Source organism: Ornithinimicrobium jinqii (assembly GCF_045032595.1).
Taxonomy (GTDB): Bacteria; Actinomycetota; Actinomycetes; order Actinomycetales; family Dermatophilaceae; genus Ornithinicoccus.
Genome location: NZ_JBJFZS010000010.1, coordinates 23,116 through 37,553 on the forward strand (window position 1 = coordinate 23,116; position 14,438 = coordinate 37,553).

General features: G+C 72.6%; 13 protein-coding genes. 2 read left to right on the forward strand and 11 right to left on the reverse strand.

The window, feature by feature from the left end; genetic code table 11:
• Positions 1–20 precede the first annotated feature (20 nt).
• The 4 genes from ACI3ET_RS04145 to ACI3ET_RS04160 all read right to left on the reverse strand — a co-directional run bounded on the left by ACI3ET_RS04145 (position 21) and on the right by ACI3ET_RS04160 (position 4,709).
• Complete coding sequence (locus ACI3ET_RS04145; protein WP_405031695.1) at positions 21–767, reverse strand: (2Fe-2S)-binding protein; 747 nt, start codon at positions 765–767, stop codon at positions 21–23.
• On the reverse strand, positions 764–3,421 hold the full coding sequence (ppdK, locus tag ACI3ET_RS04150; protein WP_405031696.1) for a pyruvate, phosphate dikinase: 2,658 nt from the start codon (positions 3,419–3,421) through the stop codon (positions 764–766). Before ppdK ends, ACI3ET_RS04145 begins: the two co-directional genes overlap by 4 nt.
• 70 nt (positions 3,422–3,491) lie before the next feature.
• Positions 3,492–4,331: a pyruvate, water dikinase regulatory protein gene (locus tag ACI3ET_RS04155; protein WP_405031697.1), complete on the reverse strand. Its 840-nt coding sequence runs from the start codon at positions 4,329–4,331 to the stop codon at positions 3,492–3,494.
• 90 nt (positions 4,332–4,421) lie between these two features.
• Positions 4,422–4,709, reverse strand: coding sequence for a hypothetical protein (locus tag ACI3ET_RS04160; protein ID WP_405031698.1), 288 nt, complete (start codon positions 4,707–4,709; stop codon positions 4,422–4,424).
• Between the two features lie 18 nt (positions 4,710–4,727).
• Here ACI3ET_RS04160 and miaA point away from each other — a divergent pair, with 18 nt between their 5' ends.
• The gene (gene miaA / locus ACI3ET_RS04165; protein ID WP_405031699.1) at positions 4,728–5,687 is read left to right on the forward strand and encodes a tRNA (adenosine(37)-N6)-dimethylallyltransferase MiaA; all 960 of its coding nucleotides are present in this window, start codon (positions 4,728–4,730) and stop codon (positions 5,685–5,687) included.
• A gap of 14 nt (positions 5,688–5,701) precedes the next feature.
• Here miaA and ACI3ET_RS04170 read toward each other — a convergent pair whose 3' ends face one another.
• Both ACI3ET_RS04170 and ACI3ET_RS04175 read right to left on the reverse strand, forming a co-directional pair.
• Positions 5,702–6,031 carry a hypothetical protein gene (locus ACI3ET_RS04170; RefSeq protein WP_405031700.1) on the reverse strand — a complete coding sequence of 110 codons (330 nt, stop codon included), beginning with the start codon at positions 6,029–6,031 and terminating at the stop codon, positions 5,702–5,704.
• A gap of 99 nt (positions 6,032–6,130) precedes the next feature.
• Positions 6,131–6,757: a class I SAM-dependent methyltransferase gene (locus ACI3ET_RS04175; RefSeq protein ID WP_405031701.1), complete on the reverse strand. Its 627-nt coding sequence runs from the start codon at positions 6,755–6,757 to the stop codon at positions 6,131–6,133.
• 147 nt (positions 6,758–6,904) lie between these two features.
• On the opposite strand from ACI3ET_RS04175, the gene hflX reads away from it, so the two are divergent.
• Positions 6,905–8,410: a GTPase HflX gene (gene hflX, locus ACI3ET_RS04180; RefSeq protein WP_405031702.1), complete on the forward strand. Its 1,506-nt coding sequence runs from the start codon at positions 6,905–6,907 to the stop codon at positions 8,408–8,410.
• Between the two features lie 12 nt (positions 8,411–8,422).
• Here the strand turns inward: hflX and ACI3ET_RS04185 are convergent, their stop codons facing one another.
• The 5 genes from ACI3ET_RS04185 to ACI3ET_RS04205 form a co-directional block, all read right to left on the reverse strand.
• Positions 8,423–9,112 (reverse strand): GNAT family N-acetyltransferase, encoded by a 690-nt coding sequence (locus tag ACI3ET_RS04185; protein WP_405031703.1) that lies wholly within the window; start codon positions 9,110–9,112, stop codon positions 8,423–8,425.
• Positions 9,113–9,116: 4 nt separating this feature from the next.
• The gene (locus ACI3ET_RS04190; RefSeq protein ID WP_405031704.1) at positions 9,117–11,351 is read right to left on the reverse strand and encodes a hypothetical protein; all 2,235 of its coding nucleotides are present in this window, start codon (positions 11,349–11,351) and stop codon (positions 9,117–9,119) included.
• A gap of 1,060 nt (positions 11,352–12,411) precedes the next feature.
• A complete protein-coding gene (locus ACI3ET_RS04195; protein WP_405031705.1) occupies positions 12,412–13,311 on the reverse strand; it encodes an alpha/beta hydrolase fold domain-containing protein in 900 nt (299 codons plus the stop codon).
• A gap of 199 nt (positions 13,312–13,510) precedes the next feature.
• Positions 13,511–13,891 (reverse strand): hypothetical protein, encoded by a 381-nt coding sequence (locus ACI3ET_RS04200; RefSeq protein ID WP_405031706.1) that lies wholly within the window; start codon positions 13,889–13,891, stop codon positions 13,511–13,513.
• A complete protein-coding gene (locus tag ACI3ET_RS04205; RefSeq protein ID WP_405031707.1) occupies positions 13,888–14,430 on the reverse strand; it encodes a hypothetical protein in 543 nt (180 codons plus the stop codon). Before ACI3ET_RS04205 ends, ACI3ET_RS04200 begins: the two co-directional genes overlap by 4 nt.
• Between the last annotated feature and the right edge of the window lie 8 nt (positions 14,431–14,438).

Here is a 14,438-nt window from a genome sequence, read left to right on the forward strand (position 1 = left end):
AGCGCCGCGACCCCGACCGCTCAGTGGGCCTCGGTGACCAGCTCGGGGTGGGCGGGGGCGAGGACGCAGTCGGGGCACAGGCCGTGCTCCGGCAGGCGGTAGAACAGGCAGCAACCGCTGCGCAGGAAGGTGCCGTCCTCCGCGAACGACCCGCCTGCTGACAGTGCGGGGCCCGCCAGGAGCAGCCGGACCAGCTCGTCCGTGCGGTCCGCGGCCTCGGGCCGACGGGAGGCGAGCACGCGGCCCGCCCCGACCAGCGAGGACGCGGCGTTGCTGAGCAGCACCCGGCCGGCGGTCCGACCGACCCGTGCGCAGGCCTCGTCGAGCGCGGCCAGGCTGCCCTCGGTGACCGTGCGACCGATCACGGCGGCAGCCTCCGTGGTCGAGGCGATCGGCATACCCCGGTCCGGGTCCGCGACGCCCAGCGGGACAGCACCGCGGTGGACCGGGCTGGCGACCAGGGCCGCCGACGACAGGTCGGGGACCCAGGAGTGCAGCACCGCGCCCGCGAGGGCGACCGACCAGAGGCGGGAGGCCAGGCCCACCTGGGTCGCCGAGACCGCGACGCGCGGGTCCACCTCCTCGACAGGCAGCCCCGTGGAGGAGGCGAGCGCGGCGCGCACCGCGGCGAACCGGGCCTCCAGGGCCGTCTCGGACAGGACCTCGACCCAGTGCACCGCGTCGGTGCCCCGGGCGGGGGGAGCGGCGAGCGCGAAGAAGCCGCCCAGCTGCTCCAGCGCGTCTGCGACCTGTGCGGCTCCCGTCACTTCTTCGTCGACAGCACCGCGCGGGCGGCGGCGAAGCGGGCGATCGGCAGGCGGAACGGGGAGCAGGACACGTAGCTGATCCCGAGCTCCTCGAAGAGGGCGATCGAGTCCGGGTCACCGCCGTGCTCGCCGCAGACCCCCATCTTGAGGCCGGGCTTGGCGGCCCGCCCGCGCTCGATGCCGATCTGCACCAGCCCGCCGACGCCGTCCCGGTCGATGGACTCGAACGGGTTGCTCGGGATGACCTCGTCGGAGACGTAGGCCGACAGGAACCCGCCCTCGGCGTCGTCCCGGCTGATGCCGATGCCGGTCTGGGTGAGGTCGTTGGTGCCGAAGGAGAAGAAGTCGGCGTGCGCGGCGATCTGGTCGGCCACGATCACCGCACGAGGCAGCTCGATCATCGTGCCGATCGGCACGTCGAGCTCCTCGCCGGCGGCAGCCAGCTCGTCCGCGACCGTGCGCTCGACGACCTCGCGCTGCACCTCCAGCTCCTTGGCGAAGGCGACGAGCGGGATCATGATCTCCACACCGGCCGTCTCGCCGTGGCGCTCGCGGACCGCGAGGGCGGCGCGGACGATCGCGCGGGTCTGCATCTCGGGGATCTCCGGGTACAGCATCGCCAGGCGGCAGCCGCGGGTGCCGAGCATCGGGTTCTGCTCGTGCAGCCGCTTGACCTGCCCCAGGAGGGCGCGGGCGGAGGACAGCTCGTCGGCGTCCCCGCCGGTGAGCTCGAGGCGCTGGACCAGCAGCGACTGCTCGACCAGGTCGGGCAAGAACTCGTGCAGCGGCGGGTCGAGCAGGCGCACCGTCACCGGCAGGCCCCTCATCTGCGTGAAGATGGCCTCGAAGTCCTCCTGCTGCATCGGCAGGATCTTGGCCAGCGCCTCGGCGCGGGCCTCCTCGGAGTCGGCCAGGATCATCTCGCGCACGGCCGGCAGCCGGTCGGAGGCCATGAACATGTGCTCGGTGCGGCACAGGCCGATGCCCTCGGCGCCCAGCTCGCGGGCCTTGGCGGCGTCCTCGCCGGTGTCGGCGTTGGCGCGGACCCCGAGGCGGCGGATCTCGTCGGCCCAGCCGACGATCGCGCTGAAGTCCTCGTTGATCTGCGGCGGGACGAGCTCGAGGCCCTCCCCGTAGACGTCGCCGGTCGAGCCGTCGAGGGTGATGACGTCGCCCTCGTGGAAGACGGTGCCCCCGATGGTCAGGGTCCTCTCGGCGGTGTTGATGCGGATGCCCTGGGCCCCGGCCACGCACGGCCGGCCCATCCCGCGCGCGACCACGGCGGCGTGCGACGTCATACCCCCGTGCGCGGTGAGGACGCCCTGGGCCACGATGACGCCGTGGATGTCGTCGGGCGTGGTCTCGTAGCGGACGAGGATGACCGGCTCGGACACGCCGCGCTCGGCGGCGGTGTCGGCGTCGAAGACGAGCTGGCCGACGGCGGCACCGGGGGAGGCCGGCAGGCCCCGGGTGATCGGCGAGCGTCCGTGGTCGGGGTCGATGGCCGGGTGGAGGAGCTGGTCAAGCTGGGCGGGCTCGATGCGGACCAGGGCCTCCTCGCGGGTCAGCACCCCCTCCTCGACCATGTCGCGGGCCACCTTGAGCGCGGCGGCGGCGGTGCGCTTGCCGTTGCGGGTCTGGAGCAGGTAGAGGGTGCCCTCCTCGACGGTGAACTCGATGTCCTGCATGTCCTTGTAGTGCATCTCGAGGTCGTGCATGGTCTGGATCAGCTGGGCGTACGCCGTCGGCAGGACCTCCTCCATCTCGGAGAGCTCGCGCGGGGTGCGGATGCCGGACACGACGTCCTCGCCCTGGGCGTTGAGGAGGAACTCGCCGTACAGCTCCTTGGCCCCGGTGGAGGGGTTGCGGGTGAAGCACACACCGGTGGCCGAGGTCTCGCCGCGGTTGCCGAAGACCATCTGCATGACGTTGACGGCCGTGCCGAGGTTGTCGGGGATGCCGTGCGCCTTGCGGTAGACGCGAGCCCGCGGGGTGTCCCAGGAGCTGAAGACCGCGTCCACCGCCCGGCGCAGCTGCTCGCGGGGGTCGCTGGGCAGGTCGCGTCCCAGTTCGCGGCGGGACACGTCCTTGAAGGTCGCGACGAGCTCCTGCAGGTCCTCGATGCTCAGGTCGGTGTCCTGGGCGACGCCGCGGCGTGCCTTGAGAGAGGTCAGCTCGTCCTCGTAGACGTGGGGGGCGACACCCTCGACGACCTCGCCGTACATCTGGAGGAACCGGCGGTAGGAGTCCCACGCGAAGCGGGGGTTGTCGGCCTCGGCGCCGAGCACCTCGACGGTGTCGTCGCTGATGCCGAGGTTGAGGATGGTGTCCATCATGCCGGGCATCGAGAAGACCGCTCCCGAGCGGATCGACAGCAGCAACGGGGCGGTCGATCCGCCCAGCGTGCGACCGGTGCGCTCCTCGAGCCGGGTCAGGGCGGCCCCGGTGTCGTCCCACAGGTCGTCGGGCCACCGTCCACCGGCCTCCATGGTGGCGACGCACGCAGCGGTGCTCACGGTGAAACCGTCCGGGACAGGAATGCCCAGACGCTTCATCTCAGCCAGGTTGGCCCCCTTCCCCCCCAGGATCGTCTTCATCGACGCGTCACCCTCGGACATGTCGTAGAGGAACTTGGTTGCCGTGGTCTCGCTCATCTCGGCTCCGCTCTTGCGTGTGGTGCCGGGCTCCGACGCCCCGCCCTGGGACGACCCTATCGCCCTCCGGTCACCTGCCGGAGGCCGACTCCCGGCGCCGCTCGACGGTCTCGATGACGCGCCCCGCAGCCTCCTCGAGGGCGAGGTCCGTGGTGTCGATGACGGGGCAGCCGAGGCTGCGCTGGATCGCGGTGACCTCGTCCAGCTCGTCGAAGATCTTGATGAGCTCGGTGTAGCCGTCCCGCTGCACCGCGTGACTGCCCATCGCCCGCACCCGGCGGGTCCGGATCTGCGCCAGCCGCTCGGGGTCGATGGTCAGGCCGACGATCTTCCAGCGCTGCACCTGGAAGAGCTCCTGGGGGGCGGGCAGGCTCGGCACGAGCGGGATGTTGGCGGTCTTGTAGCCGAGGTAGCCGAGGTACATCGACAGCGGGGTCTTCCCCGACCGGCTCACGCCGATGAGGACGATGTCGGCCTCACGCAGGTGGTTGGACAGGTTGCCGTCGTCGTTGGCGATCGAGAACTCCATGGCCTGCACCCGCTTGAAGTAGTCCTCTCCCACGCCGACCGGGCGCACGACCCGGGAAGGGTCCTGGCCGGTGGCCTCGCGCAGGGCGCCGACGGCCGGCTCGAGCAGGTCGGCGTGCGGCAGAGAACGCTCCGTGCACAGCTGGGTCACGAGGTGGCGCAGCCCCTCGTCGACGACCGTGGAGAACACGACGGTCCGCGCGCGGTCGGGGTGCATCCGGGCGAAGGCGTCGTGCAGCCCCTCCGGGCTGGACTGCCGTGGGTGTCGGATGATCCGCACGTCGTAGCCGACGTACTGGGCCGCCGCGGCACGGGCCACCCGGGCCGCGGTGTCCCCCGTGGAGTCGGCGATGATGTGGACCTCGATCGGCGTGTCCGGCATGGGGGACAGGCTAGGGGGTGCCGGAGGTCCGGCGGGTCGAGGTCCGGCGGGTCACGGTGTGGAGAGGGTGTGCCGCCGCCGTCGCTCCGCTCAGACAGGTTCGTTGAGGTCCCCGGGGGCGAGGTCGTTGCCGGTGCCCTCGACGTCGGTCGCAAGCACTCGGTCGATGCCCTCGACGTCGACCTCGTCGCCGTGCGACTCCTCCAGGCTCTCCTCCACCTCGGCCGGGGTGCTCCCGGCGAGCGCGCGGCTCTCCCCGTGCTCGAGCACCTCGGCCATCGTGGTGGCGGGCTCGTCCGGCTGGCCGAAGCCACCCCCGACGAAGGTGCCCTCGGTGTCGTCGTCGTCGTCGCGCCGGTCGCTCGTGTTCTCGCTCATGCGTGCCACACTGCCGCAGTGCCAGCAGGAGTGACAACCGCAGGGGCGGGCGGCGGGACGCCCGGCGAGGCGTCGGTGCCGGTCGTGGCCGTCGTCGGCCCCACCGCCACCGGCAAGTCGGACCTTGGCCTGGCGCTCGCCGAGCTGCTCGGTGGCGAGGTCGTCAACGCTGACGCCTCCCAGCTCTACCGGGGGATGGACGTCGGAACGGCCAAGCTCACGGTGGCCGAGCGCCGTGGGGTGCCGCACCACCAGCTGGACGTCCTCGAGGTCACGGACGAGGCGACGGTCGCGGCATACCAGGAGGGGTCCCGCGCCGACCTGCGCGCGATCCGGTCGCGCGGCCGGGTCCCGGTCGTGGTCGGGGGCTCGGGGCTCTACGTGCGGGCGCTGCTCGACCGGCTCGAGATCCCCCCGACCGATCCTGGCGTGCGTGCCCGCTGGGAGGCCGAGCTGGAGCGGGTCGGGACCGCGGCCCTGTCGGCCCAGCTGGAGCGGCTCGACCCCGTGGCGGCTGAGCGGATCGGGCCGAGCAACGGACGTCGCATCGTGCGCGCCCTGGAGGTGATCGAGCTGACCGGTCGGCCGTTCAGCGCGAGCATGCCGACGCGGGAGCACGTCGAGCCGACCGTGATGGTGGGGCTGCGGGCCGACCGCGAGGTGCTCTACGCCAGGATCGGGCGGCGGGCGGAGCGGATGTGGGCCTCCGACCTGCTCGAGGAGGTGCGTGGCCTCGTCGACGTCGGCCTCCGGGAGGGGCGGACGGCGTCACGGGCCGTCGGCTACGCACAGGCGCTGAGGCACCTCGCGGGTGAGCTGTCGCTGGACGAGGCCGTCGAGGACACCGCCGCGGCCACGCGCCGCCTGGCCCGGAGGCAGGAGGCGTGGTTCGGGCCCGACCCCCGCATCGTCTGGCTCGAGCACGACGCCCCCGACCTCGTTGGGCAAGCCACCGGGGCGGTGGTGGGCCGGGGCTGAGGGCGGCCGCTGCGTCAGGGGCCTGTCCGCGGTGGGCCGGCAGGGCCGGTGACGGGGTGACGGGGGCGCTGACCGGGCGTGCGTGAGCCCTGGGGCTCGGCCATGTTGTCCACAGGCAGGCGGTCGTCCTGGCTGCGCTGGTGCGGCGTGGCGTGCTGGTCCGGCAGGTCCCCGGGACGTTCGTCGTAGCGAACCGCTGGCGGGACACGGGCGTCGAAGGACGGCACGTCATCGTCGCCACCGCGAAGGCGCTGCTCCTCGGCGGCACGGCGGAGCTGAGCCACGTCAGCGCTGCGGCGTTCTTCCGCCTGCCCCTCCTTCAGATCGACCAACAGATCGTCCACGCAGCCCTCCGCGTCGTCCGGCGGTCGAGATCGGCGGGGGTGGGGCGGTGGGGCGGGGGTGGGCTGCTGGAGTGGTGGTGGGGCGTGGAGCTCGTCAGCTCAGATCCGGCGCGCGACGCGCAGGACCCGGAAGCCCTTGCTGGTGGCCACGCGGGTCACGGCGACGTCGCCCATCAGCGGCGGGAGGGCGTCCCCGAGCCAGCTCTGCAGGGAGTCGGCGCCGAGGTTCTTCTGGACGACGAGGTATGCCGCACTGGCGGGTCCCTGGGCCAGGCGCGGCAGCCAGGTCGTGAGCAGGTCGTGCAGCACGGCCTTGCCGACCCGGATCGGTGGATTGGACCAGATCAGGTCGAAGGTCGTCGTGGGGTCGACAGCGTCGGGCGTGGACACCCGGATCCCGCTGCAGCCCGCCGACCCGGCGTTGCGACGGCACAGGTCGAGCGCGCGCTCGTTGACGTCGACCGCGTGCACGATCGCGGTGGGCGATCGCAGGGCGAGAGTCAGCGCGAGCGGTCCCCACCCGCACCCGAGGTCGAGGAAGGTGCCCTCCGCCGGTGGCGCCGGCGCCTCCTTGAGCAGGACGACGCTGCCCCGGTCCACGCCGTCGGGGGAGAAGATCCCACCTGCGGTGACGACGTCGACGTCCTGGTCGGCCAGCCGGACCTGCACGCTGCGCAGCTCCCCGTCCGAGGCCGGCTGCGCGGTGAAGTAGTGGTCCGTGGGCACGGGCCGAGTGTAGACGCGACGGGTGGAGGGGGTGGGGCAGAAATCGGTGGCCCGCGGCGTTGACCGGTGAGACAGTGGGACGAGGGCCCGGCCGCACGAGCGGCCCCGCGACCGACGGCCACAGGTACGTCATACCCGAAGGAGACCATGAGTCAGCCGCACGACCCCGCCACCCCCGCCCGCCGCTCGAGCGTGCTCGACCGGCGTTCCGAGTCCTTGATCGACGACCCCCAGCTGCTCGAGGACGGGCGGGTGTGGGACGAGGGCTCCGGTGACGGCGACCAGCTCGACCGTGAGGAGCGCGCCGCGCTGCGTCGCGTGGAGGGGCTGTCGACCGAGCTCGAGGACGTCACCGAGGTCGAGTACCGCCAGCTGCGGCTGGAGCGCGTCGTGCTCGCCGGGGTCTGGGCCGACGACGGGCAGACGACCGCCGATGACGCCGAGGTCTCGATGCGAGAGCTCGCCGCCCTGGCCGAGACCGCCGGCTCGACCGTGCTTGACGCCCTGATCCAGCGCCGCCAGAAGCCGGACCCCGCCACCTACCTGGGGTCGGGCAAGGCGAAGGAGCTGCGTGACGTGGTGGCGGCCGAGGGCGCCGACACGGTGATCGTCGACGGCGAGCTCGGCCCGTCCCAGCGGCGTGCGCTCGAGGACGTCGTCAAGGTCAAGGTCATCGACCGGACCGCGCTGATCCTCGACATCTTCGCCCAGCACGCCAAGAGCAGGGAGGGCCGGGCGCAGGTCGAGCTGGCCCAGCTGCAGTACCTACTGCCGCGTCTGCGCGGCTGGGGCGAGTCGATGTCCCGGCAGGCGGGTGGCCGGGTCGCCGGCGGTGAGGGCATCGGCTCGCGCGGTCCTGGCGAGACCAAGATCGAGCTCGACCGGCGCCGGATCAACACCCGGATCGCCAAGCTGCGCCGCGACATCACGGCGATGAAGACCGTGCGCGACACCAAGCGCAGCTCGCGCCGTGCCCACAAGGTGTCGAGCGTCGCGATCGTCGGCTATACCAACGCCGGCAAGTCCTCGATCCTCAACAGGCTCACGGGTGCCGGCGTGCTGGTGCAGAACCAGCTGTTCGCCACGCTGGACCCCACGGTACGGCGGACCGAGGCCGCCGACGGTCGCGGCTACACGCTCACGGACACCGTCGGTTTCGTGCGCCACCTGCCCACCCAGCTGGTCGAGGCCTTCCGCTCGACGCTGGAGGAGGCGGCGCAGGCCGACGTCCTGCTGCACGTCGTCGACGGCTCGCACCCCGACCCCGAGAGCCAGGTGAGCGCGGTCCACACCGTGCTGGCCGAGGTCGAGGACGGAGCGGCGCTGCGCCTGCCCGAGCTCATCGCGGTCAACAAGGCCGACCTCGCCGAGCCCGAGGTCCTCGACCGGCTCCGCGCCGCCTACCCCCGCGTGGTCGTCGTCTCGGCGCGCACCGGGGAGGGCATCCCCGGGCTCGTGGAGGCACTGGAGGCGTTGCTCCCACGGCCGCACATCCTCGTCGACGTGCTGGTGCCCTACTCGCGCGGCGACCTCGTCGCCCGGCTGCACGACGAGGCCGAGATCCTCACCGAGGAGCACACCCCGGAGGGCACGCGCATGAGCGCGAAGGTCGAGGAGGACCTGCACGGACACCTGGAGGCGTTCGCCGTCTGAGCTGGGCTGCGGTCAGGACATGAGGGGCTCGGTGCTGATGTGCGGCCCGCGGCTTGCTGCCTCGAGAGGGCCCGCCAGCGGGTCGGGGAGCTCGGCGAGGGCATAGGCCTCGAGCAGCTCGCGCACCGGCCCGGCCGGCACCCGGTCGGGCGGGCGCTGGCCCGGGGCGGGGAGGACCACGAGGTCGAGCTGCACCGGGCCTGTGCCAGGTCCGGTCGCCGGCTGCCAGTAGGGAAGGGCGAGCCGGCGCGCCCCGTGCCGGTGGTAGAAGCGGACGCGTGCTCGCGGGTCCCCATGGACGGGGTCGCCTATCGGTCCGTCCGCAGGCTCGATCTCGGCCAGCATCATGCTGTCCTCGAACTGCCGCAGCACGTGGCTCAGGAGAGCCGCGCCGACCCCGCGCGAACGCTCCCGCCCACCCACGGCCAGCCACCCGAGCAGCGCCGCGTGCGGGGCCTGTGGCCAGGTGCACACGACGGCGACGCCGGCCAGGTCGTCGTCCGCGGCAGGCGGTCCGGGCGTCCCGCCGCTCGGTGGGACCGAGGGTCCGGGGGAGTGCGCGACCCACACGTGCAGGCTGCCGTCGCGAGTGCCTGCCACCAGTTCCTCGAGCGTGCCCCTCTCTTCTCGTGGGAAGGAGGGGACCAGGAGGTCGTGGTGCACACGCGTCAGCGTCGGCACGTCCGAGACGGCGGTGATCATGTCCTCATTCTCGCCGGTTCGACAACCAGACCACCAGTGCGATGAGGACCGAGAGGGTGAGCACGAACGAGACCATGAGCACCGTCGCCACCGGCCCCATGTCATAGCCGGCCTGGATGAGGCTGGCCACTCCTGAGATGCCGGCGACCGCGACGCCTGCCAGCAGAGCCTCGGTGACGATCCGTACCTTCCGCTCCCGACGGGTGGCCTCCTCCTGCTCCAGCGTCTCCAGCTGGACGCGCACCTTGGCCAGCACGGACTCCATGCGGCCGGCGGCCAGGGCGGACGCCGAGTCGTTGAACCCCTTGACCATGCGCTCGTACTGCGAGCCGGCGAGCAACCGGTCGACGAGCGAGCGCATGATGGGGGACCCCAGGAGCGTCGGCGCCTCGACGAACATGATCACCGACCGGCACCGGGCCACCATGTCGTGCAGGAGGAGCTGACGGCGTTCGAGCTCCTGCTCCACGACCCGGATCTCCTCGGAGGTGGGTGCGGTCTCCTCGGACTCGAGCCGCACGTTGATCGTGCCGAGGTGCTCGGCCAGCTCGTCGTTGAACGCGGAGAGGTCGTGGTTCCAGCCGGCGAACAGACCGGTCAGGGAGGCCGTGAAGATGACGCAGTCGGTCAGCATGTCCAGGGCGTAGGAGGGGTACTCGAAGGCGACGACGGTCGCGGTGTTCTCCGTCCGCGCGATCCAGGAACCCCGCCCGGTCCCGGTGACGTCCTCGACGACCGGACCGGGTGCCGTCAGGATCCACTGCCCGATGGAGGTGACGATCCCCACGGGCTGGGTGAGGATCTGGGCACCGACCAGGCTCCTCAGCTCGGCCCCGTCCTCGACCGGCGCCCGGTGACCCGTGGCGGGCACCCACGACTCGGCCTGGTCGACCACCAGGACGGTGGTGACCAGCGAGGGGAAGAAGGTGAGCGCGTCGCCCCCGTCCGGGTCGCCGGACAGCTCCGCCGCGAGATCCACCAGGACGGCCTCGGCGTAGGCGGCCAGCGTGGCCCAGTGGCGGTCGTCCGGCGATGGCAGGATCGACCGCAGCCTGTGCGCCGGCAGGTCGAGCTCAGCCCCCTCGGGTCCCAGCACCCGCAGCACGTGCTCCAGGTCGAGGGGGGTCGCGTCGACCAGTCGTGCGTCCAGGCGCAGCAGATGGTTGCCCAGCTCGCTGAGCCACACCTCGGGGTGCAGCTCGAGTCTCTCCTTGCCGTGCGCGTCCGTGAGGAGAACCTCGGGGAGTCTCAGCGCGACGCCCCGGAACCCCCGGCCGAGGGGGTCGTCGGTGCGCCACATGTCGTTGATGGGCAGGCTGGGTCGTCGGGAGACCACGGGGGCGCCGCCGAGCCACCAGCCGTCGGCGTTCGACGACCGCTCGATGACCGCGGCCGGGGACAGCCCCCGGAGCGCGAACGGGTAGAGCACCGACAGGCGTCCGCTGGACAGTCGCAGCCAGGGCCGGTGGACAGCGTCCTGCAGCGCCTCCAGGCCGAGCCGGTGGGCCCGCAGCTCCGACCGGTCGATCGGGTCTTCGTGCGCCTCGACCCGCAGCAGACGGTCCACGGCGGCGGTCAGGCCCACCCCGCCGTCGGAAGGGAGGCCGTCCACGGCCCCCGCTGCCGCGGCCACGGCCCCGTAGTAGTCCACCTCCCGACCGATCTCGGTGAGGACGTAGTCGCGGACGGTGCTGCGAGGACCTCGCCCGACCTCGTCCTGGACGACGGCCGCCTCGGCGGCGGCATCCCGGGCCGCGCACGACCAGTCCTTCAGCGTGCCGCCCAGCGACGCGGACTCGACGCGGAACTCCTCCAGGAGGAAGGACAGGAGCTGCAGAGCGGACCGGACGTCGTGCCGGGCATCCGCCGCTACGAGCCCGGTCACCATGTCGACGACCGTGCTGATGCCGTCGACCTCCCACTCCTGCTCCCACGCGAGCATGGAGGCGAACCTGACGAACAGCACGAGGGTCGCGGCGGCGTCGTCGTCGTCCACGGCCGCGCCCCACAGCCGCTCCACGGCCCCGGGGAGGTCGACCTCGTGGTCGAGCCCGTCGTTCCACCACGCGCTCGCCTCCAGCGCTGCCAGGTCGGCGGCGCAGCCCGGATGTGCGACTCGGAGCTGGTCCTCCAGCCACGCCCGCACCGGCCCGATCTTCCACCCGGCGAGGGCGGCGACCGCCTCGTCGAGTGAGTAGAGCCCTTCGCCCTGGTCGACCGTCGATGGCTGCCTGCCCATCCGCACAGCCTGGCAGAGAACGTGGCTGCGCCGCAGCGGGTACGGTCCTGCCGGGCCGGGGGAGACTGGTCATAGTCTGGGCTCGTGACCACAGCCGAGCACGAGCGACTGGCCGACTCCGACGACGCGCACGCGGCCTGGCGGCGCTGGGGGCCCTACGTCTCGGCCCGCCAGTGGGGCACGGTCCGCGAGGACTACTCCGCCGACGGCAACGCCTGGGACTACCTCCCGTTCGACCACTCGCACCTGCGCACCTACCGGTGGGGCGAGGACGGGCTGGCGGGGCTGTGCGACGTCGACGGCCACCTCAACCTCGGCCTGGCGCTGTGGAACGGGCGCGACGACCGGCTCAAGGAACGGCTCTTCGGGCTGACCAACCCGCAGGGCAACCACGGGGAGGACGTCAAGGAGTACTGGTGGGCGATCGAGGGGACGCCCACGCACAGCTACGCCTCCTGGCTCTACCGCTACCCGCAGGCCGCCTACCCCTACGAGGAGCTGGTGCGGGTCAACGGCGAGCGCGGCGTCGACGACGACGAGTACGAGCTCACCGACACCGGGGTCCTCGACGAGGACCGGTTCTTCGACGTCCGGGTGACGCACGCCAAGGGGAGCCCGAGCGACATCTGCCTGGAGATCACGGCGACCAACCACGGGCCCGAGGCAGCGCCCCTGCACCTGCTTCCGCACCTGTGGTTCCGCAACACGTGGAGCTGGGGGCTCGGCGACCGCCGGCCGGTGCTGGAGCTCGACGAGGGGGGACCCGGCCACGGCGGGGTCGACGGCGACGGCACCGTGACGGTCCGGGCGCAGCACCCCGAGCTGGGCCTCGTCGAGGTGCGCGCCGAGGGCTCGCCGCGCACCCTGTTCTGCGAGAACGAGACCAACATCGCCGCGATCTTCGGTGCCGACGCCGTCCCCGCCGACCACACTCCCTACCCCAAGGACTCCATCGACCGGGCGGTCGTCCACGGGCAGGCCGACGCGTGCAACCCCCGTCAGCGCGGCACCAAGATGGCGTTCTGGTGGAGCTTCGAGGAGGTCGCCCCCGGCGAGAGCGTCACCGTGCGGCTGCGGATGACCGACGTCGGCGGGCGCCCCGACCCCGAGTCCACCTTCGACCAGGTGCTGGAGCGGCGGCGCGCCGAGTGCGACGAGTTCTACGGCACCGTGCTGCCCGCCGGCACGAGCGAGGAGGACGCGCTCGTCGCGCGCCGCGCCTTCGCCGGGCTGCAGTGGGGCAAGCAGCTCTACCTGTATGACGTGCCGCGCTGGCTGGAGGGGGACCCGGCCATGCCGCCGCCCTCTCGTCGTCCCCGAACCACGACAGGCCGTCCCCGCCCTCTCCGGCGATGTCGCTCACCAGCCGGCCGAGCGTGTCGGGTCCGTAGTAGAGGACCGCGGCGTCGACCCCGACGTCGCCCTCTCCCACGCCGACACGCCCGAGCAGGCTGTCGTCGGCGTGCGGGTCGCTGCCCAGGAAGGCGACCATGGCAGCCAGGTGCGCACCCGCCGACTCGCCCCACACCCCGACGCGGGTGGCGTCCAGGCCCAGCTCCCCGGCATACCGGCGCAGGTAGCGGACCGCGGCCACGCAGTCGTGCACGCACGCCGGGAACGGAGCCTCCTCGAGGAGGCGGTAGTCCACCGTCGCGACGGCCACCCCGGCGGCGACAAGCTTGTCGAACAGCGCCTGCTGGGGCCACTCCAGCGGGACGTAGCGCCGGTCGCCCTCCACCCAGCCGCCACCGTGGACCCAGACCACCAGCGGCACGGGGGCCCCGGCGCCCTCGGGGACGTGCAGGTCGAGCACGAGAGGACGGTAGCCGGGCACGAGGGCGTAGGTCAGGCCCGTCCACGAGCGTGCTCCGCGCACGCCGTCGGAGCTGATCGGCGGGTGGTGGGTGATCGTGGGCCAGGGTCCGTTGTCGACGGGCGGGCGGAGATCGCGGATGTCCATGGCGTGAGGATGCCACGGTGGCTATGGTCGCGGGTATGCCGCTCGTGCTCAGCCATCGGGGCGCGCGGCGGGTCGCGGTGCGGGCTGGCGACCGGCAGATACAACGCCGATAAGGCACATTATGTAAAGTAGGCGAGGAGCAGGCCCCGGTCTTTGACGCCGGTGGAGCTCCATGACGGCCTCCCCCTCACGTCGCCGATCACAGGTCGAGCGCGACCACGAGCGTCGCCAGGGCGAGCACCGCGCACACCGGCGTCATCGTCCGCCGCTCGAGCGTGCTGCGCGAGACTGCGTTGACCCCGGTCCCGAGGACGAAGTAGCCGAGCAGCACCCACGTCGCCACAACCACGAGCCTGTCGTCCCCGCCCGTCACGATCCCGGCCCGCGCGAGCAGGACCGCCGCAAACACGGCATACAGGAGCACCGAGAGGAGGCTCGCCACCCGGAGGCGCCCCGGGAGGACGGGGTGCTGCCCGCCCCAGACGAGACGCCCGTGGGGTCGCCCTGCCGCCACGAGCACCTGCAGGGCGGCGAGCGCCCCCAGCACGACGGTGGCGACCGCGGCCGCGGTCGAGCTCACCGCTCCCCCGCGACGCGCTCGACGAGCTCGTCGAGCCAGGTCAGCGCCAGCCGGTGGGACCGGATGCCGTAGTCGAGGGTCGCCCGCTGGTGGCCGAAGACGTCCTGCGACCCGGCCGGCACGTCGTCGAGGGCATCAAGCTCCAGCTCCCGGGAGAGGAGGGCCTCGAGGTCCCGGGCCGCCCGGCGACGGACGGACTGCAGGACCTCTGGCCGGTCCTGTGCGTCGGCAAGACCCAGCAGGTAGACCTTGGCGAGCATCGTCGTCTCGGGGTCGACGCCCGTCACCTGCTCCTCCAGCATCCAGGCGCGCCAGGCCTCGCGCCCTCGCGCCGTCGCGGCGTACGCCGTCCTGCCCCGCCTCGTGTCATCGGCCTTCGACGCGGTGACCGATCCGTCGGCCAGCAGCTGCGCGAGCGCCCGCTGGATCCCGCCGAGGCTGGCGCTGTAGAACAGCGAGATGCCGGCCGTGAAGCGTCTGTGCAGGTCGTAGGCCGACAGCGGTCCTGACAGCAGCAGGCCGAGGATCACGTGCTGCACGGCGGCTC